The sequence below is a fragment of the Nocardia sp. IFM 10818 genome (genome assembly GCF_054655275.1).
In genome coordinates this window covers 7774544-7798047 of sequence record NZ_BAAHJH010000001.1, presented here as the reverse complement: position 1 = coordinate 7798047, position 23504 = coordinate 7774544, and the positions used below count along the sequence as shown (strand labels likewise).

24 protein-coding genes are annotated in these 23504 nt (G+C 68.9%); 18 read left to right on the top strand and 6 right to left on the bottom strand.

The features are described 5' to 3' along the window. Positions 1-86 precede the first annotated feature (86 nt). Positions 87-1334: a sensor histidine kinase gene (locus ACYQ5L_RS36075; protein WP_459962690.1), complete on the top strand. Its 1248-nt coding sequence runs from the start codon at positions 87-89 to the stop codon at positions 1332-1334. Beyond that, the gene (locus tag ACYQ5L_RS36070) at positions 1331-2020 is read left to right on the top strand and encodes a response regulator (protein ID WP_379201042.1); all 690 of its coding nucleotides are present in this window, start codon (positions 1331-1333) and stop codon (positions 2018-2020) included. Before ACYQ5L_RS36075 ends, ACYQ5L_RS36070 begins: the two co-directional genes overlap by 4 nt. Before the next feature lie 69 nt (positions 2021-2089). Here the strand turns inward: ACYQ5L_RS36070 and ACYQ5L_RS36065 are convergent, their stop codons facing one another. The 5 genes from ACYQ5L_RS36065 to ACYQ5L_RS36045 all read right to left on the bottom strand — a co-directional run bounded on the left by ACYQ5L_RS36065 (position 2090) and on the right by ACYQ5L_RS36045 (position 5137). Next, a complete protein-coding gene (locus tag ACYQ5L_RS36065) occupies positions 2090-2458 on the bottom strand; it encodes a hypothetical protein (RefSeq protein WP_459962689.1) in 369 nt (122 codons plus the stop codon). A 75-nt stretch (positions 2459-2533) separates the two neighbouring features. Then, a complete protein-coding gene (locus tag ACYQ5L_RS36060; protein WP_459962688.1) occupies positions 2534-2995 on the bottom strand; it encodes a hypothetical protein in 462 nt (153 codons plus the stop codon). Positions 2996-3024: 29 nt separating this feature from the next. After that, positions 3025-3483, bottom strand: a complete 459-nt coding sequence (locus ACYQ5L_RS36055; RefSeq protein ID WP_459962687.1) for a hypothetical protein — start codon at positions 3481-3483, stop codon at positions 3025-3027. A gap of 32 nt (positions 3484-3515) precedes the next feature. Beyond that, positions 3516-4076, bottom strand: a complete 561-nt coding sequence (locus tag ACYQ5L_RS36050; RefSeq protein WP_459962686.1) for a hypothetical protein — start codon at positions 4074-4076, stop codon at positions 3516-3518. A 98-nt stretch (positions 4077-4174) separates the two neighbouring features. Further along, on the bottom strand, positions 4175-5137 hold the full coding sequence (locus tag ACYQ5L_RS36045) for a DUF3109 family protein (RefSeq protein ID WP_459962684.1): 963 nt from the start codon (positions 5135-5137) through the stop codon (positions 4175-4177). 65 nt (positions 5138-5202) lie between these two features. Here ACYQ5L_RS36045 and ACYQ5L_RS36040 point away from each other — a divergent pair, with 65 nt between their 5' ends. From ACYQ5L_RS36040 to ACYQ5L_RS35990, 11 genes are all read left to right on the top strand, one after another. After that, the gene (locus ACYQ5L_RS36040) at positions 5203-6195 is read left to right on the top strand and encodes a Ppx/GppA family phosphatase (protein WP_459962682.1); all 993 of its coding nucleotides are present in this window, start codon (positions 5203-5205) and stop codon (positions 6193-6195) included. Between the two features lie 344 nt (positions 6196-6539). Then, a complete protein-coding gene (locus ACYQ5L_RS36035) occupies positions 6540-7970 on the top strand; it encodes a hypothetical protein (RefSeq protein WP_459962681.1) in 1431 nt (476 codons plus the stop codon). A 71-nt stretch (positions 7971-8041) separates the two neighbouring features. Continuing rightward, entirely contained in the window at positions 8042-8917 is an 876-nt protein-coding gene (locus ACYQ5L_RS36030) for a sugar phosphate isomerase/epimerase family protein (protein ID WP_459963645.1), read from the top strand. A gap of 34 nt (positions 8918-8951) precedes the next feature. Then, positions 8952-9449, top strand: a complete 498-nt coding sequence (locus ACYQ5L_RS36025) for a MarR family transcriptional regulator (RefSeq protein ID WP_459962679.1) — start codon at positions 8952-8954, stop codon at positions 9447-9449. A gap of 163 nt (positions 9450-9612) precedes the next feature. Further along, the gene (locus ACYQ5L_RS36020) at positions 9613-10509 is read left to right on the top strand and encodes a thioesterase family protein (protein WP_459962677.1); all 897 of its coding nucleotides are present in this window, start codon (positions 9613-9615) and stop codon (positions 10507-10509) included. Between the two features lie 583 nt (positions 10510-11092). After that, positions 11093-12301, top strand: coding sequence for an MFS transporter (locus ACYQ5L_RS36015; RefSeq protein ID WP_459962676.1), 1209 nt, complete (start codon positions 11093-11095; stop codon positions 12299-12301). A 55-nt stretch (positions 12302-12356) separates the two neighbouring features. Then, positions 12357-13178 (top strand): pyrroline-5-carboxylate reductase, encoded by an 822-nt coding sequence (gene proC / locus ACYQ5L_RS36010; RefSeq protein ID WP_459962675.1) that lies wholly within the window; start codon positions 12357-12359, stop codon positions 13176-13178. 222 nt (positions 13179-13400) lie between these two features. Continuing rightward, positions 13401-13646 (top strand): helix-turn-helix domain-containing protein, encoded by a 246-nt coding sequence (locus ACYQ5L_RS36005; protein WP_154790969.1) that lies wholly within the window; start codon positions 13401-13403, stop codon positions 13644-13646. A 198-nt stretch (positions 13647-13844) separates the two neighbouring features. Beyond that, complete coding sequence (locus ACYQ5L_RS36000; RefSeq protein WP_003402602.1) at positions 13845-13946, top strand: 30S ribosomal protein bS22; 102 nt, start codon at positions 13845-13847, stop codon at positions 13944-13946. Between the two features lie 121 nt (positions 13947-14067). Beyond that, positions 14068-15192 carry an NAD-dependent epimerase/dehydratase family protein gene (locus ACYQ5L_RS35995; protein ID WP_459962674.1) on the top strand — a complete coding sequence of 375 codons (1125 nt, stop codon included), beginning with the start codon at positions 14068-14070 and terminating at the stop codon, positions 15190-15192. Continuing rightward, positions 15189-16202 carry a lysophospholipid acyltransferase family protein gene (locus tag ACYQ5L_RS35990; RefSeq protein WP_379201065.1) on the top strand — a complete coding sequence of 338 codons (1014 nt, stop codon included), beginning with the start codon at positions 15189-15191 and terminating at the stop codon, positions 16200-16202. Before ACYQ5L_RS35995 ends, ACYQ5L_RS35990 begins: the two co-directional genes overlap by 4 nt. A 355-nt stretch (positions 16203-16557) precedes the next feature. On the opposite strand, the gene ACYQ5L_RS35985 is transcribed toward ACYQ5L_RS35990, so the two are convergent. After that, entirely contained in the window at positions 16558-17574 is a 1017-nt protein-coding gene (locus ACYQ5L_RS35985) for an HAD family hydrolase (RefSeq protein WP_459962673.1), read from the bottom strand. 145 nt (positions 17575-17719) lie between these two features. On the opposite strand from ACYQ5L_RS35985, the gene ACYQ5L_RS35980 reads away from it, so the two are divergent. The 5 genes from ACYQ5L_RS35980 (at position 17720) to ACYQ5L_RS35960 (ending at position 23351) form a co-directional block, all read left to right on the top strand. Next, the gene (locus ACYQ5L_RS35980) at positions 17720-17980 is read left to right on the top strand and encodes a glutaredoxin family protein (RefSeq protein WP_459962672.1); all 261 of its coding nucleotides are present in this window, start codon (positions 17720-17722) and stop codon (positions 17978-17980) included. A 592-nt stretch (positions 17981-18572) separates the two neighbouring features. Next, positions 18573-19346, top strand: coding sequence for a redox-sensing transcriptional repressor Rex (locus ACYQ5L_RS35975; RefSeq protein ID WP_459962671.1), 774 nt, complete (start codon positions 18573-18575; stop codon positions 19344-19346). Then, positions 19343-20719, top strand: coding sequence for a glutamyl-tRNA reductase (locus tag ACYQ5L_RS35970; protein WP_459962670.1), 1377 nt, complete (start codon positions 19343-19345; stop codon positions 20717-20719). Before ACYQ5L_RS35975 ends, ACYQ5L_RS35970 begins: the two co-directional genes overlap by 4 nt. Positions 20720-20727: 8 nt before the next feature. Then, positions 20728-21789, top strand: a complete 1062-nt coding sequence (hemC, locus tag ACYQ5L_RS35965; protein WP_459963644.1) for a hydroxymethylbilane synthase — start codon at positions 20728-20730, stop codon at positions 21787-21789. Then, positions 21786-23351 (top strand): bifunctional uroporphyrinogen-III C-methyltransferase/uroporphyrinogen-III synthase, encoded by a 1566-nt coding sequence (locus ACYQ5L_RS35960; protein ID WP_459962669.1) that lies wholly within the window; start codon positions 21786-21788, stop codon positions 23349-23351. The genes hemC and ACYQ5L_RS35960 overlap by 4 nt, the downstream gene beginning before the upstream one ends. The last annotated feature ends 153 nt before the right edge of the window (positions 23352-23504 follow it).

Genomic DNA, 23504 nt, shown 5'->3' with positions numbered 1-23504 from the left:
TAACAAGCAAGGAAGTGCCCGTGACCTGCGTGAAACTTCCCCCACCCGGGGTTTGACCACTGGTCGGCGACCGTACGATTCAAAGTGTGAGCGTTCCACAGGCCGTGCTGTTGGCAGTCCTGGCGGCCGTCGTCGGACTGGCTGTCGGTGGATTGCTCATCCCGTATGTGAACGCCCGCCAAGAGCAGCGGCGCGCCGCCGCGGATCCGGGCCTGACCATGTCGCAGGTGCTGGACCTGATCGTGCTCGCCTCCGAGAGCGGTATCGCGGTGGTCGACCAGTACCGGGACGTGGTGCTGGTGAACCCGCGCGCCGAGGAATTGGGCGTGGTGCACGACCGGCTGCTCGACGAGCGGGCCTGGGCCGCCGTGCAGACGGTGCTGGCCACCGGGAACGATGTCGAATTCGAGCTCACCGCCAAGATTCCGCTGCCCGGCCGCGCCCGTTTGGCCGTCCGCGGCGTCGCCCGGCCGCTGTCGCAGGAGAACCTCAATTTCGTGGTGCTCTTCGCCGACGACGATTCCGAGCAGGCGCGCATGGAGGCCACCCGCCGCGACTTCGTCGCCAATGTGAGCCACGAGCTCAAGACTCCGGTGGGCGCCATGAGCCTGTTGGCCGAGGCATTGCTGGAGTCGGCCGACGATCCCGATTCGGTCCGGCATTTCGGTGAGCGCCTGCACGGCGAGGCCCGCCGCATGGGCAAGATGGTCACCGAGCTGATCGCGCTGTCCCGCCTACAGGGCGCGGAGAAGCTGCCCGAGCTCGAGGCCGTCGACGTCGACACCGTGGTCACCCAGGCCATCGAGCGGTCCCGCACCGCCGCCGAGGCCGCGGGCATCACGGTGAGCACCGATTCGCCCGGGGGCCTGGAAGTGCTCGGCGATCAGACGCTGCTCGTCACCGCGCTGTCGAACCTGGTGGAGAACGCCATCGCGTACTCCCCGCGCGGTTCGCACGTCTCGGTGAGCCGATCGCTGCGCGGCGGCTGCGTGAACATCGCGGTGACCGATCGCGGCATCGGCATCGCGAAGGAAGACCAGGAGCGCGTGTTCGAGCGCTTCTTCCGGGCCGACAAGGCGCGCTCGCGCGCCACCGGCGGTACCGGGCTGGGGCTGGCTATCGTCAAGCACGTGGCCGCCAACCACAACGGTGAGATCACGCTGTGGAGCAAGCTGGGCACGGGATCCACGTTCACGTTGCGCATCCCGGCCCACCCCGCCGATCCCGAACACGGCGACAAGAGACTTTCCGCCGGGAATCCGGCGGCGAAGAAGGAAACCGGCCCGCGCTCCCTCGGGCGGGCCAGAACCAACGGTGTGGAGGCAACCCGATGACGAGTGTGCTGATCGTCGAGGACGAGGAGTCGCTGGCCGATCCGCTCGCGTTCCTGCTGCGCAAGGAGGGTTTCGAGGTCACCGTCGTGGGCGACGGGCCCTCCGCCCTGGCCGAGTTCGACCGGTCCGGCGCAGACATCGTGCTGCTCGACCTCATGCTCCCGGGCATGAGCGGCACCGACGTGTGCAAACAACTGCGCGCCCGCGGCAGCGTCCCGGTCATCATGGTGACCGCGCGCGACAGCGAGATCGACAAGGTGGTCGGCCTGGAACTGGGCGCCGACGACTATGTCACCAAGCCGTATTCCTCGCGCGAGCTCATCGCCCGCATCCGCGCGGTGCTGCGCCGCGGCGCGGGTGAGGAGACCGACAACGGCGGCGAGACCAGCGTGCTGGAGGCAGGCCCGGTCCGCATGGACGTGGACCGCCACACCGTGCAGGTGAACGGCAAGGCGGTGACCCTGCCGCTCAAGGAGTTCGACCTGCTCGAGTACCTGCTGCGCAACTCCGGTCGCGTGCTGACCCGCGGCCAGCTCATCGACCGCGTCTGGGGCGCCGACTACGTCGGCGACACCAAGACCCTCGACGTGCACGTCAAGCGCCTGCGCTCCAAGATCGAGGCCGATCCCGCCAAGCCGGAACACCTGGTGACGGTCCGCGGCCTCGGCTACAAGCTCGAGGCGTAGACCTTCGAAACGCATTGCGCCCGCTTCGGTGATCCGAAGCGGGCGCGAATTGCGTTCGATGCGTCCTGCTTACGCGTTCGGGTCCGCCTGGCCGGTGTAGACCCAGCCCTTGCCGAGCGCCGGGATCTCCTGTTCCTGCAGGTTGATCCAGCCCAGCGAATCCTGCTGCTTGCAGTCGTAGTAGGCCACGTCCTTGCCGTTGCCGCGGCAGGCGATGGTCGCCGAGGTGCCGTAGGGGCTGACGATGATCAGCTTGCCGTTCTCCTTGGCGCTGAGCACGTTCAGATCGTTGTAGGGCACGAATTCGGCGGTGACGTCGGAGAACTTGGCGGGATCGACAGCATCGGCGCCGGCGGCCGGCGCCAGGGCGAGCACGGCGCCGGCGGCCAGCGCGGCCACGGCGAGGGTTTTCTTGATCATGGCCACGATGTCTAACACGTATTGGTGAATAAGTGTTGACCTACGTGTAGCGCGCACACTTCCGGCTACTCACTCACCGGACATCCGCCGAGGTCAGCTCGCGCTGCCGGTGAGAGTTCCGAGTAGCCCGCCCAGCACTTTGTCCACGCTCCCGCCGCCGCCTCCGCCCGGGTTGCCCGGTTCGGTGGGCTTGGACGGATCCACGACGGTAATCGCGATGGTCTTGGTGCTGCCACCCTGCGACGCGGTGATCAGGTGCTGGCCCTCGGTACTGGGCTTCCAGGTGATGCTGGACTTCCCGATCGGCCACGGCACCTTGCCGGCGGGGGTGAGGTTCTCGCCATTGTCGGACCAGTAGACGAGCAGGCCGATGCCCGCGCCGCTGAGGTCCGCCGTCAGGGTGTACTCGGTACCGATCTTGTACGGCGCGGTGCCCGAGATGCTCACCGCGTCCACGGTGGCATGGGCCTGCGGCGCGGCGAATACGGCGACCGCCGCGGCGGCGGCCAGTCCGGCGATCCCGGCGCCGATCCGGCGGGAGATGGTGGTGCTCATGGGTTTCCTTGTCCTGCTGCTCGATCGGCCTAATTGCCCGGGGTGGTGCCGCTGCTGCCGCTGCCCAGCGGCCCGCCCGGCCCGAAGCCGCTGCCGGTGCTGGAACTGCCCGATCCGAGCGGCGCGTCCTTGACGTCGACGATGATCGACTTGGTGTAACCGCCCTGCTCGACGGTGATGATGTGCTGCCCCTTGGTATCCGGCGTCCACTCGATGCTCGAGTGCCCGGGCGGCCACGGCACCTTCGCACCGCCGATGAAGTTCCCGTTGTCGCTGAAGTAGACGAGCAGTCCGGCCGCCGCCCCGCTGAGGGTGGCGGAGATGGTGTACTCGGTGCCCACCCGGTGGTCGGAGCCGTCCACGGTCACCGAGTCGACGGTGGCGAAGGCCGAGGGGGCCGTCAGCACGGCGGCCGCCGCCAGGGCGGCGAATCCGGTGACGCCCACGCCGGCCCGGCGCGCGGCGATCCGCTGAGGTGTATTGCGCATGGCTGTTCGCTCTCCTGTGTCGTCCGCGCGGTTCAGTTGCTGCCGGAGCCGCTGCCGCTGAACAGGCCGCGCAGAATCCGGCTCGCGCTGCCGGTGCCGCTGCCGGAACTGCCGCTGTTCGGCTTGGTCTCCTCCGCCGGTGTGGTGGTCGTGGGCGGCTGCGTCGCCGGGGGAGTGGTGACCGGCGGGGTCGTGGCCGGCGGCGTGGTGGCGGGCGGCGTGGTGGAGCCGTCGGTGACCGTCACGACCAGGGTCTGGGTGCTGCTGCCCTGCGAGGCGGTGATGATGTGCTGGCCCGGGGTGCGCGGCGTCCAGTCCAGGCTGGCCTCGCCCGGCGGCCAGGGCACTTTGCCCGCGGGCGTGAGGCTTTCGCCGTTGTCGCTCCAGTAGACGAGCAGGCCGACCGACGCCCCGCTCAGTGCGGCGTGCAGCGTGTAGGTGCCGCCGACCTGCGGGATGGCGCTGGAGACGGTGATGGCGTCCACGTTGGCGTTCGCGGTGGGCGAGACGGCGACGACCACGGCCGTGGCGGTCGCCAGGGTGAGACCGGCCAGCCCGGCGCCGATCCGGCGCCCGGAGGTGGTGATGTGCATGAGTTCTCCTGTGCTGCGGCCCACGCGGGGTGGGTCTGTGCACAGTAAGTGAAACATGTTCTGAAATACTTAGTTTTCAGAAAACTAGCGCCAGGTCGCTACGCCTTTTTCGCGGTGGTCGCCTTCTTGGCGGTGGCCTTGCCGGTCGCCTTGGCCGCCCGCTTCTTGGCGGGGGCCTTTTTCGCGGGCGCGGCCTGCGCGGCCTCCTCGGCGGCCTTCTCCTCGGCGATGACCGTCGCCGGATGCACCGCGACGATGCCCAGCCCCTGCCGCCGCTTGCAGTGCTGCGCCAGCTCGTCGTAGGCGGGCTTGCCGATCAGTTCGATCAGTTCGGGTGCGTAAGCCTCCCAGACGGGACGCGTCCCGACATGCGCGTCGGGGGACCCGGTGCAATACCAATTCAGGTCCAGACCGCCCGGCCCCCAGCCGCGCCGGTCGTATTCGGTGATCACCGTGCGCAGGATTTCCACCCCGTCCGGCCGGTCCACCCACTCCTGGGTGCGCCGGATGGGCAGCTGCCAGCACACTTCCGGCTTCACCGTCAGCGGCTCCAGGCCCTTGCGCAGCGCCATGGTGTGCAGCGAGCAGCCGATGCCGCCGGCGAACCCGGGCCGGTTCAGGAAGATGCACGCGCCGTCGAACCGGCGGGTGCGCAGCGCGGGCTCGTCGTCGAGCTCGTCCTCTTCGAGATAGAGCTTCTTGCGGACCTTGCCCTTGTCGTCCATGGCCTGGTCCATGAGCTGCCAGTCCTCGGGTGTGAGCATTTTCACAGCCTGGTGCAGCTTCTTGCCGTCCTCCTCATCGGAGAGGAATGCCCCGTGTGAGCAGCAGCCGTCGTTCTCCCGGCCGTCGATGATGCCCTGGCACGCGGGCGTGCCGAAGACGCAGGTCCAGCGCGACAACAACCACGTCAGGTCGGCCGCGATCAGGTGCTCGTCATTAGCTGGATCCACGAACTCGACCCATTCCCGGGGGAAATCGAGTTCGACTTCGGGAGCCGGGTCGATCTTCGCCGCTGGTCGCAGCCCGGTCGGACCACTCGCGGATGCACCTGCCGTCACACCGCGGAACGCTAACAGCTCAGTCGCCTGGCCTGAAGACGTGACGCACCCAGTACCGTGTTCTTGTGCGGCTCGGTGTACTCGATGTGGGAAGTAATACCGTCCACCTGCTCGTGGTGGACGCGCATCGCGGTGGCCACCCGATGCCCATGAGTTCGACGAAGGCCACCCTGCGGCTTTCCGAGAGCATGGACGATCACGGGCGCATCACCCGCGAGGGCGCGGCCAGGCTGACCCGTACGGTCGGCGAATTCGCCAGCATCGCAAAGACTTCCGGCTGTGTGGAGCTGATGGCCTTCGCCACCTCCGCGGTGCGCGAGGCCACCAACTCCGAGGAGGTGCTGGCCCAGGTGCGCGCCGCGACGGGCGTGAACCTGCAGGTCCTGACCGGCCAGGACGAGGCCCGGCACACCTTTCTCGCGGTGCGCCGCTGGTACGGGTGGAGCGCCGGGCGCATCCTGAATCTCGATATCGGCGGCGGCTCACTGGAGTTGAGCAACGGCGCGGACGAGGAACCCGATATCGCGCTGTCGCTGCAGCTGGGCGCGGGCCGGTTGACCCGGGACTGGCTGCGCCACGATCCACCGGGCAAGCGGCGGGTGGCGGTGCTGCGGGACTGGCTCGACGCCGAGCTGGTGCTGCCCGCCAAGCAGCTGCTCGAGGTGGGCCGCCCGGATCTGGCGGTGGGCACCTCCAAGACCTTCCGATCGCTGGCCAGGCTCACCGGCGCGGCCCCCTCGACGGCGGGCCCGCGGGTGCGGCGTACCCTCACCAGTTCCGGCCTGCGGCAGCTGATCGCCTTCATATCGAGAATGACCGCGGCAGACCGGGCAGAATTGGAAGGCGTGAGTTCCGATCGGTCCCAGCAGTTGGTGGCCGGCGCGCTGGTCGCGGAGGCGAGTATGCGGGCATTGTCATTGGATACGCTCGAAATCTGTCCCTGGGCACTGCGGGAGGGATTGATCCTGCGAAAACTTGATACCGACCTGGATAGCGAACCGATAGCCGACAGCCCCAACGACGGCTTGTCGGGCACGATCGAAACGGTGTCTCGATGACCGATGAAAGTCAGCTGTCCGTCGCCGAACTATTGGCGCGCAATGGGCAGCAGGGTGCGGCGTCCTCCGGCAGCGGCGGGCGCAGACGCCGGAGCGGGCGAGGAATTTCCGTCCAGGATCTGACCGGTGACATGCCGGAGATACGGACGGGCTCGTCCGCTCATGCCGCGCCGGACGATGCGCCGGTCGGGGCCGACCCTGCGCCGATTGAATCGGACAATTCAAGCTATTCGAACTTCTCGAATTTTTCTGATTACTCGAACTTTCCGGAATATCAAGACTTTTCCGCTCCCGCAGCGCCCCAACCGGACTACTCCTCCTACTCGGTACCCGATCCGGAGCCGGTGTATTCCCCGCTCTCCGGGCCGATCTCGTACTACGACCCGCTCGCCCCCGGCGAGCAATCCGTGCCCGAACCGCCGTCCCTACCCGAGCCGGCCGGTTACAACTGGTCCGGTGGATCGGACTGGGCGCCCCTCGAAACACCGTCCGCCAACGGACATTCCGGACCTGGCCTGGACCAGCCGCGCAGCGGTCGCCGGCGCAAGCCCGATCCGCTGGATGCGGACTTCGCGCTGCCCGGGCTCGACGAGGCGGAGCCGCCCGCACCCGCACCGCGCGGCGAGGGCGGTCGCCGCCGCCGCTTCGATCCCGACGACGAGACCACCGAGGTGCGGCCGTTCCGCCCCGACGCCGCCGCCCAGGCCCGCCGCGACAGCGCACCCGCCTGGTCGCCGGTGCCGGAACCCGGACCGCTACCGCGCACTCCGGGCCGCGCCCCGGGATTCGATCCCGTGCAGGCCCAGGCGCCCGTCGCGCCGCCGCTGTCGCGCTCGGCCCGCCGGCATGCCGACGAGCAGCGTCAGGCGGAAGTGCGCGAGCCGGAGGCCTGGCATCAGCAGGAGCCGTGGCAGCGGGATCAGCCGTGGCAACAGGATCGGTCGTGGCAGCAGGACCCGCACGACCGTCAGGATCCGCGTGGGCGGCTCGACGAGCCGTGGCGGGACGAGCGCGCCGCGCGCCAGGAGTGGTCCGCACCCGACGACCGGGCCGAGCGCGGCGGCCGCAACGGGGCCCCGAACGGGTTGCCCGCGTGGTCGGCGCGAAGACGTCAAGCGCCCGAACCCGCCGCACACGACGAGCACGATCACGATCCGGAGTCGGGCTGGTCGCTCGCCGAACAGGATCAGCAGCTGCTCTCCGGCGAGACGGTTGCCGGTGATCTGCTACGCGATGCCGCCGACCGCGAGGACGAGCGCGCCGAACGCGAGTCGCGACGCGGCGGCGCCCGGCGGGCCGCGGGTTCGCGCCGCCGCGGCAAGGGCGGCCCGGCCGTCGCCGAACCGGAGCACGACGATCGGTACACCGATGTGTACGAGCCGCTCGACGAGCACGACGACTACGACGACGAGCCCGATACCTCCCTGGCCGGGCGCTTGTCGGCGCTCACCGCGCGGTTCACCGCCCGCGCCGGCGCACCTGCCCGCCCGTCGGGCCGTTCCGAGGAGGACGAGAACCGCCGCCAGTGGCTGGTGCTGGCCGGGCAGAGCACCGGCGCAGCGGTAGCGGGTATGTTGCTGTTCAAGGGTTTCGAGCGCATGTGGGAGGTGCTCCCGTGGGTTGCCCTCATGCTCGCCATGATCGTGATCCTGGGCCTGGTCGCACTCGTGCGCGTGCTGCGGCGGACCGATGACATTTTCAGCACTGTGATTGCTGTTGTCGTAGGCGTCTTCGTGACGCTGGGACCGCTAGCCTTTCTACTCAGTACGAACTGAGCAGGGAGCGGGCAGTGGGGAATAACGCGCAGGGGGCGAACACCGGAAATCCGGGCCGTGGGGAAGTCCGGATCGGATTGTCGACCGCATCGGTGTATCCGGAAAACACCGAGGCCGCATTCCGTTATGCGGCCGAACTGGGTTATGACGGCGTCGAACTCATGGTGTGGGCGGAACCGGCCAGTCAGTCCATCTCGACCGTGCAGTCCTTCGTGCACAAGTATTCGGTGCCGGTATTGGCGATTCACGCACCCTGCCTGTTGATCTCGCAACGGGTCTGGGGCTCGGATCCGGTCGCCAAACTCACCCGCAGTGTGCACACCGCCGAAGCGCTCGGCGCCGCAACGGTTGTCGTGCATCCGCCGTTCCGCTGGCAGCGCCGCTACGCCGAGGGCTTCGCGAAACAGGTCGCCGAACTGGAGAGCGCGAGCCCGGTGGCGGTGGCCGTGGAGAACATGTTCCCCATGCGCGCCGACACCCTGTTCGGCCGCGGCTCCACCTCCATCCGCCGCCTGGAGCGCCGCGGCGGCCCGGGGCCGTCCATCACCACCTTCAGCCCCTCCTACGACCCGACGGACCGCGGCTTCCGGCACTACACCCTGGACACCTCGCACACCGCGACCGCCGGAATGGACCCGATCGCCCTGGCGAACCGCATGGGCGACGGCCTCACCCACCTGCACCTGGCCGACGGCCGCGGTGCCGCCACCGACGAGCACCTCATCCCCGGCGAGGGCACCCAGCCGGTCGCCGAACTCTGCGAAATGCTGGTGCACAAGGGTTTCGACGGCCAGGCCGTCATCGAGGTCAACACCCAGACGGCCCGCACCACCATGGACCGCGCCGCCATGCTCAACCGCGCCCTCCAATTCGCCCGCAAGCACCTCAACGACGTCGAACCGGCCGCGGCGCCCGAACCGGAACCCTCTGGCGCACACCGCGGTTGACCTCAACAATGGTTGAGGGTGCACAGTGGTTGTCATGACACAGACGACCGACCTCGACGACGCCACGCTGGCCCGTCTCCCCATCGGCATGTGGACCGATGCCGCCCACACCGAAGTCATCGCCTTCATCCGCGGCCGGCTGGCCGACCTCGGCCTCACTCAGCCGCAGTACTGGATCATCCGCAACCTGCACCCGGAGGATCTGGCCACGGCCGCCGAGGCCGAATCCGGCCTCACCCTGGCCGAATTGACCGAGCGCATGAGCACCTATCTGCTCCCGCAGGACCGCCCGGAACCCGACGCCGAGGATCTCGTCGCCCGTGGCCTGCTCGCCCGCGACGCGGACGGCCGCCTGCGACTGGCGGACCCCGGCCGCCGTGCCCACGACGCGGTCAAGGCGGACCTGCCGGCCATCCGCGCCGCGATCCATGCGGGCATCGACGATGCCGACTACGTCACCACCGTGAAGGTGCTCCGCCAGATGATCCGCAATGTCTCCGGCGAGGAGGGGTTGCGGCGCTACCCGGTGTAGCCGCTGAGTGATTCATCCCACGGACCATCCGGCATGCTCCGCTTGTACGCTGTATAAACCCCGGATCAGCCACCGGGGTCGGACCGAACCCCGGACACCCCGCGAGCGGGGAGTTCGGGGGCGAAGCCCCGGAGAGCACCGAGAGTTGGAAGGACCGAGCGGGATGACAGCGGAGTTGACCGTCGACCTCGAGCAGGCCAGCGGCGTGGACGACGCACCCTTCAGCCGGGTGTGCGCGCTGGAGGCGCTGTCCTCGGATGATCCGGGCATCGGCCGATTCGCCGGTGTCATCGAACCCACCTGGACCATCGGCACGAAGCTGCACGGCGGCACCATGGTCGCGGGCAGCGCGGCGGCGGCCACCGCATGGCTGCGCCGCACCGCCCCCGACCATGCCGCCATGTTCCCGATCGCCGCCAGCACCGATTTCCTGGGCGCCCCCGATCCGGGCGTGGTCGAGTACGAGGTCCGCACCCGCAAGATCGGCCGCCAGATCTGCCTGATCGACGCGAGCCTCATCCAGAACGACCGCACCCTCGTGCACACCGCGTTCACCTTCAGCCACCTCGACGACACCACCCCGGCCTACACCGCCGACCACGCCGGCGATATGCCCGCCGAGCCCCCGGCCGACGCACTCGCCTACGACGAGAACAACCCCATGGGCAAGATCGTCCATGTGGCACAGGGCTCTGCGGCCGCCATCGACACCAAGTGGGCGCGCTTCCTCACCGGCGAGCAGTCCGAACCCCGGCTGCGCCTGTGGATCCGCCCCCGCCCCGGTGACGAACAGGACCCGGATGTCGCCGCCTACTTCGCCATGATGGCCGCCGACATGTCCCCGCCGGTCCCCATGAACCTGGGTCACTTCGGCTGGGCCCCAACCGTTCAGCTCACCACCTACCTCCGCCGCCGCCCGGCCCCCGGCTGGCTCCGCGTCATCGCCCACAGCCGCGAAGTCGGCGGCCGCATGTTCGACGAGGACCAACTCGTCATCGACTCCACCGGCGCGCTGGTCGCCCAGAGCCGCCAGCTCGCCCTGGTTCCGCAAGCGCAATAGCCGTACTCGCGGGCCCTTGCCGCCCATCGCGCCGGACAAGGCCCGCCCATCGCGTCGGACATGGCCCGCCCATCGCGTCGGACATGGCCCGCCCATCGCGTCGGACATGGCCCGCCCATCGCGTCGGACAAGGCCGCCCATCGCGCCGGACAAGGCCAGCAATTGCGCTGGACAAGGCCAGCGGTCGCGGCGTCGCCCGCCAGTCGTCATTCCGTCATGCTTTTGGCCGGAATCCACCGCATGTGTTGGCGCACTGGGCGTATGGATCCCGGCGAAAGACGCGCCGGGATGACGACGGGCAGCCCGCCGGGATGACGCTGGGCAGTCCGCCGGGGTGACGCTCGGCGGTTCACCGGGGTGACGCTCGGCGGTTCACCGGGGTGACGCTCGGCGGTTCACCGGGGTGACGCTCGGCGGTTCGCCGGGGTGACGCTCGGCGGTCCGCCGCGGTGATGGCGGCTTCGTGCACGGAGGGTGATGTGAACGTGCGGGTCGAATCGCTTCGCCGCGTGGGGATTCGGGCGTCACGGTGGTGTCGGAAACCCGCCGGACCTGCGCCGCGAGTGTTGGTGGACTGGGCTGCGTGCCCACGGTTCTGATCTCTCCCCAGACTCTCGTACCCGCGCGATCACGGCGGGGGTGGCTCGCGGTCGCCGCGGTGACCATCGCGCTGTTCGCGATCATCACCACCGAGATTCTGCCCATCGGCCTGCTCACGTCGATCGCCAGTGATTTCACGATTTCCGACGGCATGGCCGGGTTGATGATGACCATGCCCGGGTTGGTGGCGGCGGTGGCCGCGCCGGTGGTGACGGTGGCGACGGCGCGCATCGATCGCCGACTCATGCTGGGGCTGTTCATATTTCTGCTGGTGCTGGCGAATGTGCTGGTGGCGGTGGCGGCCGCGTATTGGGTGGTGCTGGCGTCGCGGGTGCTCGTCGGCATCACGATCGGCGGCTTCTGGTCGATCGCGGCGGGGCTGGCCGCACGGCTGGTGCCGGAATCCGCGGTGGCGCGGGCCAATTCGGCGATCTTCGCCGCGGTGCCGCTGGGATCGGTCGTCGGTGTTCCCGCGGGCACCTTCGTGGGTGAGCTCGCGGGCTGGCGGATGACCTTCGTGGTGCTCGCGGTGCTGTCGGCCGCGATGCTCGGCATGCTGCTGGTATTCCTGCCGTCGCTGCCCGGCGGCCGGGCGACCCGAGTCACCGTGCTGCGCGGCCTGTTTCGTGGCGTGAATATCCGTTATGCCCTATTGCTGACATTTCTCATCGTGCTCGCGCATTTCGGCGCCTACACATATGTGACACCGTTTCTCGAACAGGTCACCCGCGTGGATTCCGGCGCCGTCACGGTCCTGCTGCTGGTCTACGGCGTGGCCGGTCTGGCCGGAAACTTCTTCGGCGGCACGGCGGTCGCACAGCGGCCGCGCCTGGCCTTCGGCGTGGTCGCCGCCCTGCTCGCCGCCGCCATGCTGCTGCTTCCGATTCTCGGCCGCTCGGAAATCGGCGCATCGGCCCTGCTCATCGTCTGGGGAATCGGCTACGGCGCGGTCCCGGTCGCGACGCAGACGTGGTTCGTCAAGGCCGCACCCGAGACGCCCGAAGCGGCGGCGGTGCTGTTCACGGCGTCCTTCCAGGCCACCTTCTCCCTCGGCGCGCTCACCGGCGGCGTCATCGTGGACCGCGGTTCGCCCTCGGCGGTGCTGGTGTTCGCGGGCGGGCTGGCGGCATTGGTGATCGTGGTGATCGCGGCGCATTCCCGGAGCGGCCGCACGTGGCCGGACCATCGATGAGTGTGGTGCAATCCCGTGCGAGTTCCCCGGCGCGCGCGGACTAGCCTAGAAGCCTATGACGAGGATTGCGGTGATCGGCGGCGGCCGGATCGGCGAGGCGTTGATCGCGGGGCTGCTCGAATCCGGGCGGGCCAGCAAGGATTTGGTCGCGGTGGAGCCGATGAAGGCGCGCGCGGAATTGCTGGCGGAGCGATTCGGGATTCGGGTCGCCGATGAAATCGCCGATGCCGCGATCGGCGCCGATCTCATCGTGATCGCGGTGAAACCGCACGATGTGGACGGCGTGCTCACCGAATTGCAGAAGGCCGAAATCGGCGAACAGGAGCGCGAGGCGGTGCTCATGTCGCTGGCGGCGGGCGTGCCCACCACCCGGTTCGAGGCCAAACTGCCCGCCGGCTTCCCGGTGGTGCGGGTCATGCCCAATACCCCGATGCTGGTCGGCCAGGGCATGAGCGCCATCGCCCCCGGCCGCTACACCCGCCCGGAGCAGCTGGCGCTGGTGACCGAGGTGCTGGAGTCGGTCGGCAAGGTGGTGACCGTCAGCGAATCGCAGATGGACGCGGTGACCGCGGTGTCCGGTTCCGGCCCGGCGTACTTCTTCCTGGTCGTCGAGGCCATGATCGACGCGTCGGTGGGCCTGGGCCTGACCCGCGATGTGGCCACCCAGCTGGTCGTGCAGACCATGCTCGGCTCGGCCGCGCTGCTCGAGGAGTCCGGCCAGTCCGCCGTGGAATTGCGCGCGGCGGTCACCTCGCCCGCCGGCACCACCGCCGCCGCCTTGCGTGAACTCGAGCGGGGCGCGGTGCGCTCGGCCTTCCACGAGGCCCTCAATGCCGCAAAACGCCGTTCCGCCGAACAGGGCGCTGCCGCGGACTAACGTTATTCGGTACGGCGGTCGCGCTGCCAGCGGCTATGCGGACGGCGGCGTACCGCTCGGTTGCTAGTTTGCTGCCGAGGCCGACTCGCCCACAGCAAAGGCTGATTTCTCACACCCGTCGCAGCAATCCCACTGGTCCCGCTAAGCTTCAAGGAGCACGTGCGTGTCTGTTCCGCCGGTGGGGAAGCCGGCGGCGCGGACGTGCCGGAGGTCAGTGGCGCAATGATGTCTGGAAACAGCCAAGCGAGGTCCGGAAACAGCCCAATCACCGCAGGATCTGTCATAGGCGGAGGAACGCAGTTCCTCACCGTCGCCGAAGTGGCAAATCTGATGCGGGTATCCAAAATGACGGTGTACCGGCTGGTGCATTCGGGAGAGCTGCCCGCGGTGCGGGTGGGGCGTTCCTTCCGGGTGCACGCCAAGGCGGTGCACGACTACCTGGAGACGTCCTACTTCGACGCGGGGTGAGACGACAGGGCCAGGTGGCCCAGTCCAGACCCGTTTCGTTCGCCGGATAGTGGCCCGGTAACATGGACCGGCATCCTGTACGTGCCGGTGGTGCCGTCGGGTCCATATCGGCCCGTATCGGGTAAGGACTGTGCAGGGTCGGAAGTGTGCACCCCGCGGACGCGGGGATGACCCGAGTAGAACGCGAGGAACAACCCTATGGGTTCTGTGATCAAGAAGCGCCGCAAGCGCATGTCGAAGAAGAAGCATCGCAAGCTGCTTCGCCGCACGCGTGTTCAGCGTCGTAAACTCGGCAAGTAAGCACAGCGGTAGCTGGAAGCCCGTCACCTCGGTGACGGGCTTTCGCTTTTTTGCGGGTGACCGAACTCATCGTTAGATCCTGGTTAATACTCTTCGGTGAGCCCCATCGACGCGGTTACCCTTGGAGCGCGGGAATAACAGAAATGGGGGCTGCGAGTTGGCATCCGGTGCGGTGGGTTCGGGCACTCGGGACGGGCAGGCGCCCAAGGTTGTGATGGTGACCGGTGCGAGCCGGTTCTTCGGCGGCAATGTGGTGGCCCGGCTGGCGGCCGATCCTGCCATCGAGACGGTCATCGCCGTGGACGCCAAACAGCCCAGCCGCGAGCTGCTGCGCCGCATGGGCCGCGCCGAATTCGTGCGCGCCGATATTCGAAATCCGTTGATCCGCAAGGTGATCGATGGGCATCAGGTGGACACGGTGGTGCATCCCGCGGCGCTGTCGCGCCCGCCGTCCGGCGGTGGCCGAGCCGCCATGAAGGATATGAACGTGCTCGGTGCCATGCAGCTGTTCGCGGTGTGCCGCAAGGCTTCCAGCGTGCGCCGGGTGGTGGTGCGGTCCTCGTCCGCCGTCTACGGGTGCAGTGCCAAGGATCCGGTGAAATTCACCGAGGAGATGAGCGCGCGCACCCCGCCGCGCGGCTGGTTCGCGCGGGACATGATCGAGGTGGAGGGCTTCGTCCGCGGCCTGGCGCGGCGGCGGCCCGATATCTCCACGGCGATTCTGCGTTTCCCGCCGATCGTGGGGCCGCAGCTGGCGAATCGCGGTGTGCAGTATTTCCGTTCGCCGGTGACCCCCACCATCCTGGGCCGGGATCCGCGGATGCAGCTGCTGCACGAAGAGGACGCCATCGCCGTGCTCACCCACGCCGCCCTGGGCGCACCGGGCGGTACCTTCAACGTGGCCGGTGACGGCGCCATGGCGTTGTCGCAGGCCATCCGGCGGGCCGGCCGGATCGAATTACCGGTCCCGTACTCGATTTTCCGCACCGCCGGGCGCACACTCATGGGCCCGGTGATGCGGGAGTTCACCGCCGAACAAATCGATTACTTCCATTTCGGCTGCGGTCTGGACACCACCCGGATGCGCACCGAACTCGGATTTCAGCCGCGCTGGACCACGGTGCAGGCCTTCGACGATTTCATAGGGGGCGCAGCGTTGCGGCCCGTGATCGATCCCCGCTGGATCGACGCCGCAGAGAACAGACTTCTCGGCCTGCTCGGGGCCGGGACGGGAGCACACCAATGAGTGATGTAGCGAAGGTGATTCGTCTTCACGACGTGGATTTCGAGGCGCGGCACCGCCCGGCGCGCGTCTGGCCCGGCGAACAAGCGCTGACGCCGGTGACCTCGCTGACCGATCGGCTCGCCGACGCCGAAGAGCGGCGGCCCAAATCGCTGGGCGAACTCATTCGCGGCACGCTGGCCGAGGGGGTCGGCCGCACCGCGGATTTCGCGCGCCGCCGGATCACCGGTGATTACCAGGTCGATGAATTCGGGTTGGACGAGCATCTTCTGGAATCGGTGATTCTGCCGATGCTGCGGCCGCTGTCGGAGCTGTGGTTCCGGGTGCAGGTCTCCGGAATCGAGAACATTCCGGAAGTGGGCGGGGCGCTGATCGTGTCCAATCATGCCGGGACGGTGCCGCTGGACGGGCTCATGCTGCAGCTCGCGGTGCACGATCGGCATCCCAAGCAGCGCGCGCTGCGCCTGCTGGCCGCCGATCTGCTGTTCGAGATGCCGATCGTCGGCGGACTGGCGCGCAAGGCCGGGCATACCCTGGCCTGCCCGGCGGATGCCGAAAGGCTGTTGCGCGCAGGGGAAGTCGCGGGTGTGTTCCCCGAGGGGTACAAGGGCATCGGCAAACCGTTCGGTGATCGCTACAAGCTGCAGCGGTTCGGGCGCGGCGGGTTCGTGTCGGCGGCGGTGCGGACCGGGGTGCCGATCATTCCCTGCTCGATCGTGGGCTCGGAGGAGATCTACCCGAAGCTGGCCGATCTCAAGCCGCTGGCGCGACTGCTCGGTATCCCGTATTTCCCGGTGACGCCGATGTTCCCGCATCTGGGTCCGCTCGGCGCGATTCCGCTGCCGTCCAAGTGGTACATCGAATTCGGTGAGCCCATCTCCACCGGCGGGTACGAACCCGAGGCCGCCGACGATCCGATGACATTGTTCGAAATCACCGACCAGGTCCGGGAAACCATTCAGGGGACGCTCTACAAGAACCTGACCAAGCGCCGAAATCCATTCACCGGCTAGGTGAGGAGGGGAATGGGGGCTAAGCCCCCAGACCCCCCTATTGGGGCTCCGCCCCAAACCCCGTCGGGCGCTCCGCCCCAAACCCCGTCGGGCGCTTCGCCCAACCCCGTCGGGCGCCTCGCCCAAACCCGATCGGGTGCTTCAGCTCAACCCGGTCGGGTGCTTCGCCCAACCTGGTCGGGTGCTTCGGCTCAACCCGATCGGGTGCTTCAGCTCAACCCGGTCGGGTGCTTCGCCCAACCTGGTCGGGTGTTTCGGCTCAACCCGGTCGGGTGTTTCGGCTCAACCCGGTCGGGTGTCTCGCCCCAAGTCTGTCGGGGGTTCGGGGGCGTGGCCCCCGAACCCTCTTCTTGTTTCAGCTTGCTTTGGCGTCCCGTTTTCGGGAGAGGACGGCGGCGGCCGCGCCTCCGGCGGCGCCGAGGGCCAGGGCGGTGGGTACGCCGACTTTCGCGGCCTTGCGGCCGGTGCGGAAGTCGCGGATTTCCCAGCCGCGGTTCTTGGCGACCTCGCGGAGGTCGGCGTCGGGGTTGATGGCCACGGCGGTGCCGACCAGGGAGAGCATGGGGACGTCGTTGTGGCTGTCGGAGTATGCGGTGCAGCGCTTGAGGTTCAGGCCCTCGCGGATGGCGAGGGTGCGGACGGCGTGCGCCTTGCCGAGGCCGTGCAGGATGTCGCCGACGAGGCGGCCGGTGAAGACGCCGTCGCGGCTTTCGGCGACCGTGCCGAGCGCGCCGGTGAGGCCTAGTCGTTTGGCGATGACCTGGGCCAGTTCGACGGGGGTGGCGGTGACCAGCCAAACCTGTTGTCCGGCATCGAGATGCATCTGCGCCAGGGCGCGGGTGCCGGGCCAGATCTTGTCGGCGATGATCTCGTCGTAGATCTCCTCGCCGAGGGCGGCGAGTTCGGCGGTGGAGCGGCCGGCGATGAAGGACAGCGCCTTTTCCTTGCCGCTGGCCATATCGGCGCGGCTCTCCTTGCCGGTGACCCGGAATTTCACCTGCTTCCAGGCGACGTCGACCAGGTCGGAGGTCTTGAAGTATTTGCGGGCGGCCAGGCCGCGGGCGAAGTGCACGATGGACGCGCCCTGCACCATGGTGTTGTCCACGTCGAAGAACGCGGCCGCGGTGAGATCGCGCGGGACCGGGGGCTCGTCGTGCTCGTGCAGCGCGAGTTCGACATCGTGCAGGGCGAGGGCGGCGTCGGCGCTGGCCTCACCGGCCAGATTGGCGCGGACCTCTTCCTCGCTCGGACCGAACGGACTGCGAGTGATCCGGGTGAACTGGTCCTGCAGACCCTCCGCCCACCGGGGCGCGAATTCACCGAATCGGCCCGCGATCAAACCCGTCCTCGCCTCTTTCGATCGTTCCGGCACCAGTACCTCCGCCTGTTCTTGGCCGACACATTCAGTAGCCCGAGTCCAATCCGGTTGGTGCATGCACCGGCATCCTCAACAGTAACGCCCGTCGGTGGCCGGAACGTAGACGGCGATCGACATAACGGGGAGTTAAATGTCGGTTATGAGCGAAGCCACACACCAGGTGACCCTGCTGACCCGCAACGGTTGCGGGCTCTGCACCACAGCCCTCGACCAATTGCGCCCGATCTGCGCCGAATTCGGTATCGAGGTCGCCACCCTGGACGTGGACGAAGCCGCCGCCACCAACCCCGCCCTCCGCGCCGAATACGGCGACCGCCTCCCGGTGGTCCTGCTGGACGGCCGCGAACACAGCTATTTCGACGTCGACGAACCCCGATTGCGCGCCGATTTGGCGAGGTGAAAGAGGGAGCGGGGGCTAAGCCCCCAAACCCCTTACCCTCCGGGGGCGAGCCGGGGCCAAGCCTCCGGCCTGCCGGGGTGAGGAGGATCGGGGCCAAGCCTCCGGCCTGCCGGGGTGAGGAGGATCGGGGCCAAGCCTCCGGCCTGCCAGGGTGAAGAGGATCGGGGCCGACCCCTCGGCCTGGCGGGGGCGCCGCCCCGTGAGGTTTGGGGGGCTCCGCCCCAGCCGGGGGTTTGGGGGCCGTGCCCCCAATATCTCTTCTTTCTCCCGGGGTTTGGGGGCGTAGCCCCCAAGAATCTGCTCCCTTCCCCCTCGGGGGAGTTACCGGCGCGTTGCGTAGCGGGTTAAGCCCGCAAAGGGTTGAATGAGGCTGGCGCCGGAGCCCGCTGCAAAGTGACTGAATTCACCGACTTTGTGCATGGGTTCACAAGCGGTTACGGTGGTGGCACGCAACCCGCCTTCTCGGGCAGCGGAAGCGACCCCCTGAACCTGACTCGACCTCGCCTGCAGGACCGCCCCGCGACGGTCTCCCGGCGTCGGGTCGAGAAAAGAACCCGGACACCTACCCGGCCGGACGAGGAGCGCAAGCGACGTGACAGAGCAGCATGAGACGCCGCCGAGTGGCGTCTCCGGCAGGGCTCTGCAGAAGGACATCCCGCAGGCCACGGTGGCCCGATTGGCCACCTATCTCCGCGTCCTCGCCGTACTCGCCGACGACGGTGTAGCCATCGTATCGAGTGAGGAACTGGCTGTCGCGGCGGGTGTCGGTTCCGCCAAGTTGCGCAAGGATCTTTCCTTCCTCGGGCCCAATGGAGTTCGCGGCGTCGGCTATGACGTCATCAAGCTGCGCGACCGCATCGAGGACGTGCTCGGCCTGTCCGAAGGGCACCGGGTGGTGCTGGTCGGAGCCGGAAACCTGGGCCGCGCGTTGGTCGGCTACGGCGGTTTCCGCCGCCGCGGTTTCGCCATGGTCGGCCTGTTCGACAACGATCCCGACATTATCGGCACCTCGGTGGGCGGGCTGCTGGTGCGCGACGTAGCCGAATTGCCAGGTGCGGTGGCGGCGCTGGAGCCGACCATCGCGGTCATCACCACCCCGGACGCGGCCGCGCAGGGCGTCTGCGATCGCCTGGTCGCCGCGGGTGTGCACCACATTCTGAGTTTCTCCCCGGTCGCATTGGACGCGCCGGCGCACGTCGAGGTGCGGCGGGTGGATCTGGCCGTGGAGATGCAGTTGCTGTCCTTCGAGCGGGCCCGCAGTGCGGAAGCCGCGGAGGAGATGAACGCGGCGGCCTCGGGTGATCCCGTGGGTGTGATCGCGTTTCACCCGGAGACAACCAGCAAGGGAGCGGTGGTCCAGCCATGAGTGTGCTTCTCGTCGGGATCTCGCATCGCAGCGCGCCCGTCGCGGTGCTGGAGAAGGTCGCCATCACCGAGCACGACCGCCCGAAGCTGACCGAGAAGATGCTGGCCTCCAGCCACGTGTCCGAGGCGATGATCGTCTCCACCTGCAACCGCGTCGAGATCTACGCCGTGGTCGACGCCTTCCACCCCGCGCTGGGTGAGATCAGCGAACTGCTGACCAAGCATTCCGGGCTGCCGCTGCCCGAGCTCACCAAGCACGCCTACGTCCGCTACGCCGAGGCCGCCGCCGAGCACCTCTTCGCGGTGGCGTCGGGCCTGGATTCCATGGTCGTCGGCGAGCAGCAGGTGCTGAGCCAGATTCGCGCCGCCTACGCCGCCTCGGATTCGCAGCAGGCCTCCGGTCGCACGCTGCACGAGCTTGCCCAGCATTCGCTGCGGGTCGGCAAGCGGGTGCATTCGGAGACCGGCATCGACCGCGCGGGCGCCTCGGTCGTATCCGTGGCGCTGGATCGGGCGCAGCTGGTGCTGGGCCCGCTGGCCGGGCGCACCGCACTGGTGCTGGGCGCGGGCGCCATGGGTGGTCTCGCGGTGGCGCAGCTGGCGCGGGCCGGGGTCGAGCGCATCATCGTGGTGAACCGGACGCTGGAACGCGCACAGCGCCTGGCCAATACGGCCACCGCCATGCACGGGGTGGCGGCCGAGGCCATGGCCATGGATCAGCTGGTGGAGGCCATGGCGGCCGCCGAGGTCGTGGTCACCTGTACCGGCGCGGTCGGCACCGTGGTGAGCATCGCCGATGTGCATCGCGCGCTGGCCACTCCGGGCGCGAGCCGCCAGCTGGTCATCTGCGATCTGGGCCTGCCCCGCGATGTGGATCATGCGGTGGCCGGGCTGCCCGGGGTCACCGTCATCGACATGGAGACGCTGCAGCGCGATCCGTCGGCCGGCGCGGCCGCCGACGACACCGCCGCCGCGCGCACCATCGTCGCCGACGAACTCGCCAAATACCTTGCCGGACAGCGCATGGCCGAGGTGACGCCGACCGTGGCGGCGCTGCGGCAGATGGCCGCCGATGTGGTCGAGGCGGAAATGCTGCGCCTGGATTCCCGACTACCGGGCCTGGACGCGGGTCAGCGCGACGAGGTCGCCAAGACGGTGCGCCGGGTGGTGGACAAGCTGCTGCACGCGCCGACGGTGCGGGTCAAACAGCTGGCCTCGACGCCCGGCGGCGACAGCTACGCCGAGGCGCTGCGGGAGCTTTTCGAGCTGAAACCGGGTGCGGCGCAGGCGGTTGCCGCTCCGATGGAGATCGCCAGGGACCTGGCCGACGATTTCACCGCCGCCCACCCAGGGGATGAGGGGCCGACCGCATGACCGGAGCGATGGTGCACGACGAACAGCTGGAGACGACGAGAGTGCGCGGAACGACTGACGCCCCCTGGCGGATCGGCACCCGCGGCTCACTGCTGGCTCTCACCCAGGCCGGGCATGTGCGCGACGCGCTGATCGCCCACGGCCAGCAGGCCGAGCTGGTGATCGTGAAGACCGCCGGCGACCAGTCCATGGATCCGGTGCAGAAGATCGGCGTGGGCGTGTTCACCGCCGCCCTGCGCGATGAGCTGGCCGCGGGCAATGTCGATATCGCCGTGCACTCCTACAAGGATCTGCCGACCGCGCAGGACGAGCGCTTCACCATCGCCGCCATTCCGCCGCGGCAGGATCCGCGCGACGCGCTGGTGGCCCGCGACGGCCTGGTGCTCGGTGAGCTCCCGCCGGGTTCGCGCATCGGCACCTCCGCCCCGCGCCGTTCCGCGCAGTTGAAGGCCCTCGGCCTCGGCGTCGAAATCGTCCCGCTGCGCGGCAATCTCGACACCAGACTTTCCAAGGTCGCCAAGGGCGAACTCGATGCCGTGGTGGTGGCCCGCGCCGGGCTGGCCCGCATCGATCGCCTGGACGCGGTGACCGAGGCGCTGGAGCCGGTGCAGATGCTGCCCGCTCCCTCGCAGGGCGCGCTGGCGGTGGAATGCCGCAGCGTGGATACCGAACTCGTGACCATCCTGTCCGCTCTCGACGATGCCGGCAGCCGTGCCGCGATCACCGCGGAGCGGGCGCTGCTGGCCGAACTGGAGGCCGGCTGCACCGCGCCGATCGGTGCGCTGGCCGAGGTCGTCGAATCGCTCGATGATGACGGCCGGGTGGTGGAGGAGTTGTCGCTGCGCGGTTGCGCGGCGGCGATCGACGGCTCGGATGTGATCCGGGCCAGTGCGGTCGGCTCGCTCGAGCATGCCGAGGAGCTGGGCCGCGCATTGGCGCGCGAGCTCTTGGAGCTGGGGGCGCGCGACTTGCTCAGTGTCACAGAGGAAGACCCGTCATCAGGGGTCACGGACACCGGAGAGCACACCGAGACCAGCAGCAATCCCAGCCCAATGGAGAATCACCGATGAGCCGCAGCTCCGCGAAGAAGCACCCCGGTCGGATCCTTTTCGTGGGGTCCGGACCGGGTGATCCGGCGCTCCTCACCGTGCGGGCCCGCGAGGTGCTCGGCCGGGCGACGCTGGCGTTCACCGATCCCGATGTCGACAAGGGCGTGCTCGCCCTGATCGGCACCGCGGTGGAGCCGGGCCCCGACGGCGAGCGTCCCGTCGATGTCCGTCCGGCCCTGGGTGATCCGGCCGAGGTCGCGAAAACCCTGATCACCGAGGCCCGCAATGGCAGCGATGTGGTGCGCCTGGTCTCCGGCGACCCGCTGACCACGGACTCGGTTATCGCGGAGGTCAATGCGGTCACCCGCTCGCACATGATGTTCGAGGTGCTGCCGGGTCTGTCGGCGGGCACCACGGTGCCGGCCTACGCCGGTATCGAACTGGGCTCCAGCCACACCGAGGTGGATGTGCGCGGCGAGGTCGACTGGGCCGCCGTCGCCGCCGCCCCCGGCCCGCTGGTGCTGCACGCCACCTCCGGCCATCTGGCCGAGACCGCCAGCGCGCTGGTGGAGCACGGCATGGCCCCGCAGACTCCGGTCGCGGTCACCGTGCGCGGCACCACCCGCCAGCAGCGCACCATCGACGCCACCCTGGCGACGCTCAACAATGCCGCCTCCGAAATGGTCGGCCCGCTCGTGGTCACCGTCGGCAAGGAGGTGGAGAAGCGCTCCAAGACCTCGTGGTGGGAGTCCCGCGCCCTCTACGGCTGGACGGTCCTGGTGCCGCGCACCAAGGAGCAGGCCGGCGAGATGAGCGAGAAGCTCGTCATGCACGGCGCCATTCCGATGGAGGTGCCGACCATCGCGGTGGAGCCGCCGCGCAGCCCCGCGCAGATGGAGCGCGCGGTCAAGGGCCTGGTCGACGGCCGCTACCAGTGGGTCGTGTTCACCTCCACCAATGCCGTGCGCGCGGTGTGGGAGAAGTTCGGCGAATTCGGCCTGGACGCCCGCGCTTTCAGCGGTGTGAAGATCGCGTGCGTGGGTGAGGCGACCGCGGAGAAGGTGCGCTCCTTCGGCATCAATCCGGAGCTGGTGCCCAGCGGTGAGCAGTCCTCCGAGGGCCTGCTGGCCGACTTCCCGCCCTACGACGATGTTTTCGATCCGGTCAACCGGGTGCTGCTGCCGCGCGCGGACATCGCCACCGAGACCCTCGCCGAAGGTCTGCGCGACCGCGGCTGGGAGATCGACGATGTCACCGCGTACCGCACCGTGCGGGCCTCGCCGCCGCCGGCGGAGACCCGCGAGATGATCAAGACCGGTGGGTTCGACGCGGTGCTGTTCACCTCGTCCTCCACCGTGCGCAATCTGGTCGGCATTGCCGGCAAGCCGCATGCCCGCACGATTGTGGCGTGCATCGGCCCCAAGACCGCCGAGACGGCAATCGAATTCGGCCTGCGCGTGGATGTGCAGCCCGAGGTCGCGCAGGTCGGCCCGCTCGTCGAGGCGCTGGCCGAGCATGCCGCCCACCTGCGCGCCGAGGGCCTGCTGCCGCCGCCGCGCAAGAAGAGCCGCCGCAGCCGCTGACGCCGGATTCGTTCCGGCTGCGACAACTCCGGCCGAGGCCGCGACAGCCGACGCGACCGTGCCCCGCACCCGAAGGTGCGGGGCACGGCCTGTTTTCGCCCTGGCGGGAGCCGCCGAGGTGCATGTGCCCCTCACGCATCCGCCTCCGCGGGC

What these genes read in the sequence shown, in the direction of transcription:
- hemC (WP_459963644.1), top strand. Translation starts at nt 20,728, where the DNA reads ATGGTGCACGACGAACAGCTGGAGACGACGAGAGTGCGCGGAACGACT.
- ACYQ5L_RS35960 (WP_459962669.1), top strand. Translation starts at nt 21,786, where the DNA reads ATGAGCCGCAGCTCCGCGAAGAAGCACCCCGGTCGGATCCTTTTCGTG.
- ACYQ5L_RS36000 (WP_003402602.1), top strand. Translation starts at nt 13,845, where the DNA reads ATGGGTTCTGTGATCAAGAAGCGCCGCAAGCGCATGTCGAAGAAGAAG.
- ACYQ5L_RS36060 (WP_459962688.1), bottom strand. Translation starts at nt 2,995, where the DNA reads ATGAGCACCACCATCTCCCGCCGGATCGGCGCCGGGATCGCCGGACTG.
- ACYQ5L_RS35970 (WP_459962670.1), top strand. Translation starts at nt 19,343, where the DNA reads ATGAGTGTGCTTCTCGTCGGGATCTCGCATCGCAGCGCGCCCGTCGCG.
- ACYQ5L_RS35990 (WP_379201065.1), top strand. Translation starts at nt 15,189, where the DNA reads ATGAGTGATGTAGCGAAGGTGATTCGTCTTCACGACGTGGATTTCGAG.
- proC (WP_459962675.1), top strand. Translation starts at nt 12,357, where the DNA reads ATGACGAGGATTGCGGTGATCGGCGGCGGCCGGATCGGCGAGGCGTTG.
- ACYQ5L_RS35980 (WP_459962672.1), top strand. Translation starts at nt 17,720, where the DNA reads ATGAGCGAAGCCACACACCAGGTGACCCTGCTGACCCGCAACGGTTGC.
- ACYQ5L_RS36055 (WP_459962687.1), bottom strand. Translation starts at nt 3,483, where the DNA reads ATGCGCAATACACCTCAGCGGATCGCCGCGCGCCGGGCCGGCGTGGGC.
- ACYQ5L_RS36025 (WP_459962679.1), top strand. Translation starts at nt 8,952, where the DNA reads ATGACACAGACGACCGACCTCGACGACGCCACGCTGGCCCGTCTCCCC.
- ACYQ5L_RS36070 (WP_379201042.1), top strand. Translation starts at nt 1,331, where the DNA reads ATGACGAGTGTGCTGATCGTCGAGGACGAGGAGTCGCTGGCCGATCCG.
- ACYQ5L_RS36005 (WP_154790969.1), top strand. Translation starts at nt 13,401, where the DNA reads ATGATGTCTGGAAACAGCCAAGCGAGGTCCGGAAACAGCCCAATCACC.
- ACYQ5L_RS36050 (WP_459962686.1), bottom strand. Translation starts at nt 4,076, where the DNA reads ATGCACATCACCACCTCCGGGCGCCGGATCGGCGCCGGGCTGGCCGGT.
- ACYQ5L_RS36020 (WP_459962677.1), top strand. Translation starts at nt 9,613, where the DNA reads ATGACAGCGGAGTTGACCGTCGACCTCGAGCAGGCCAGCGGCGTGGAC.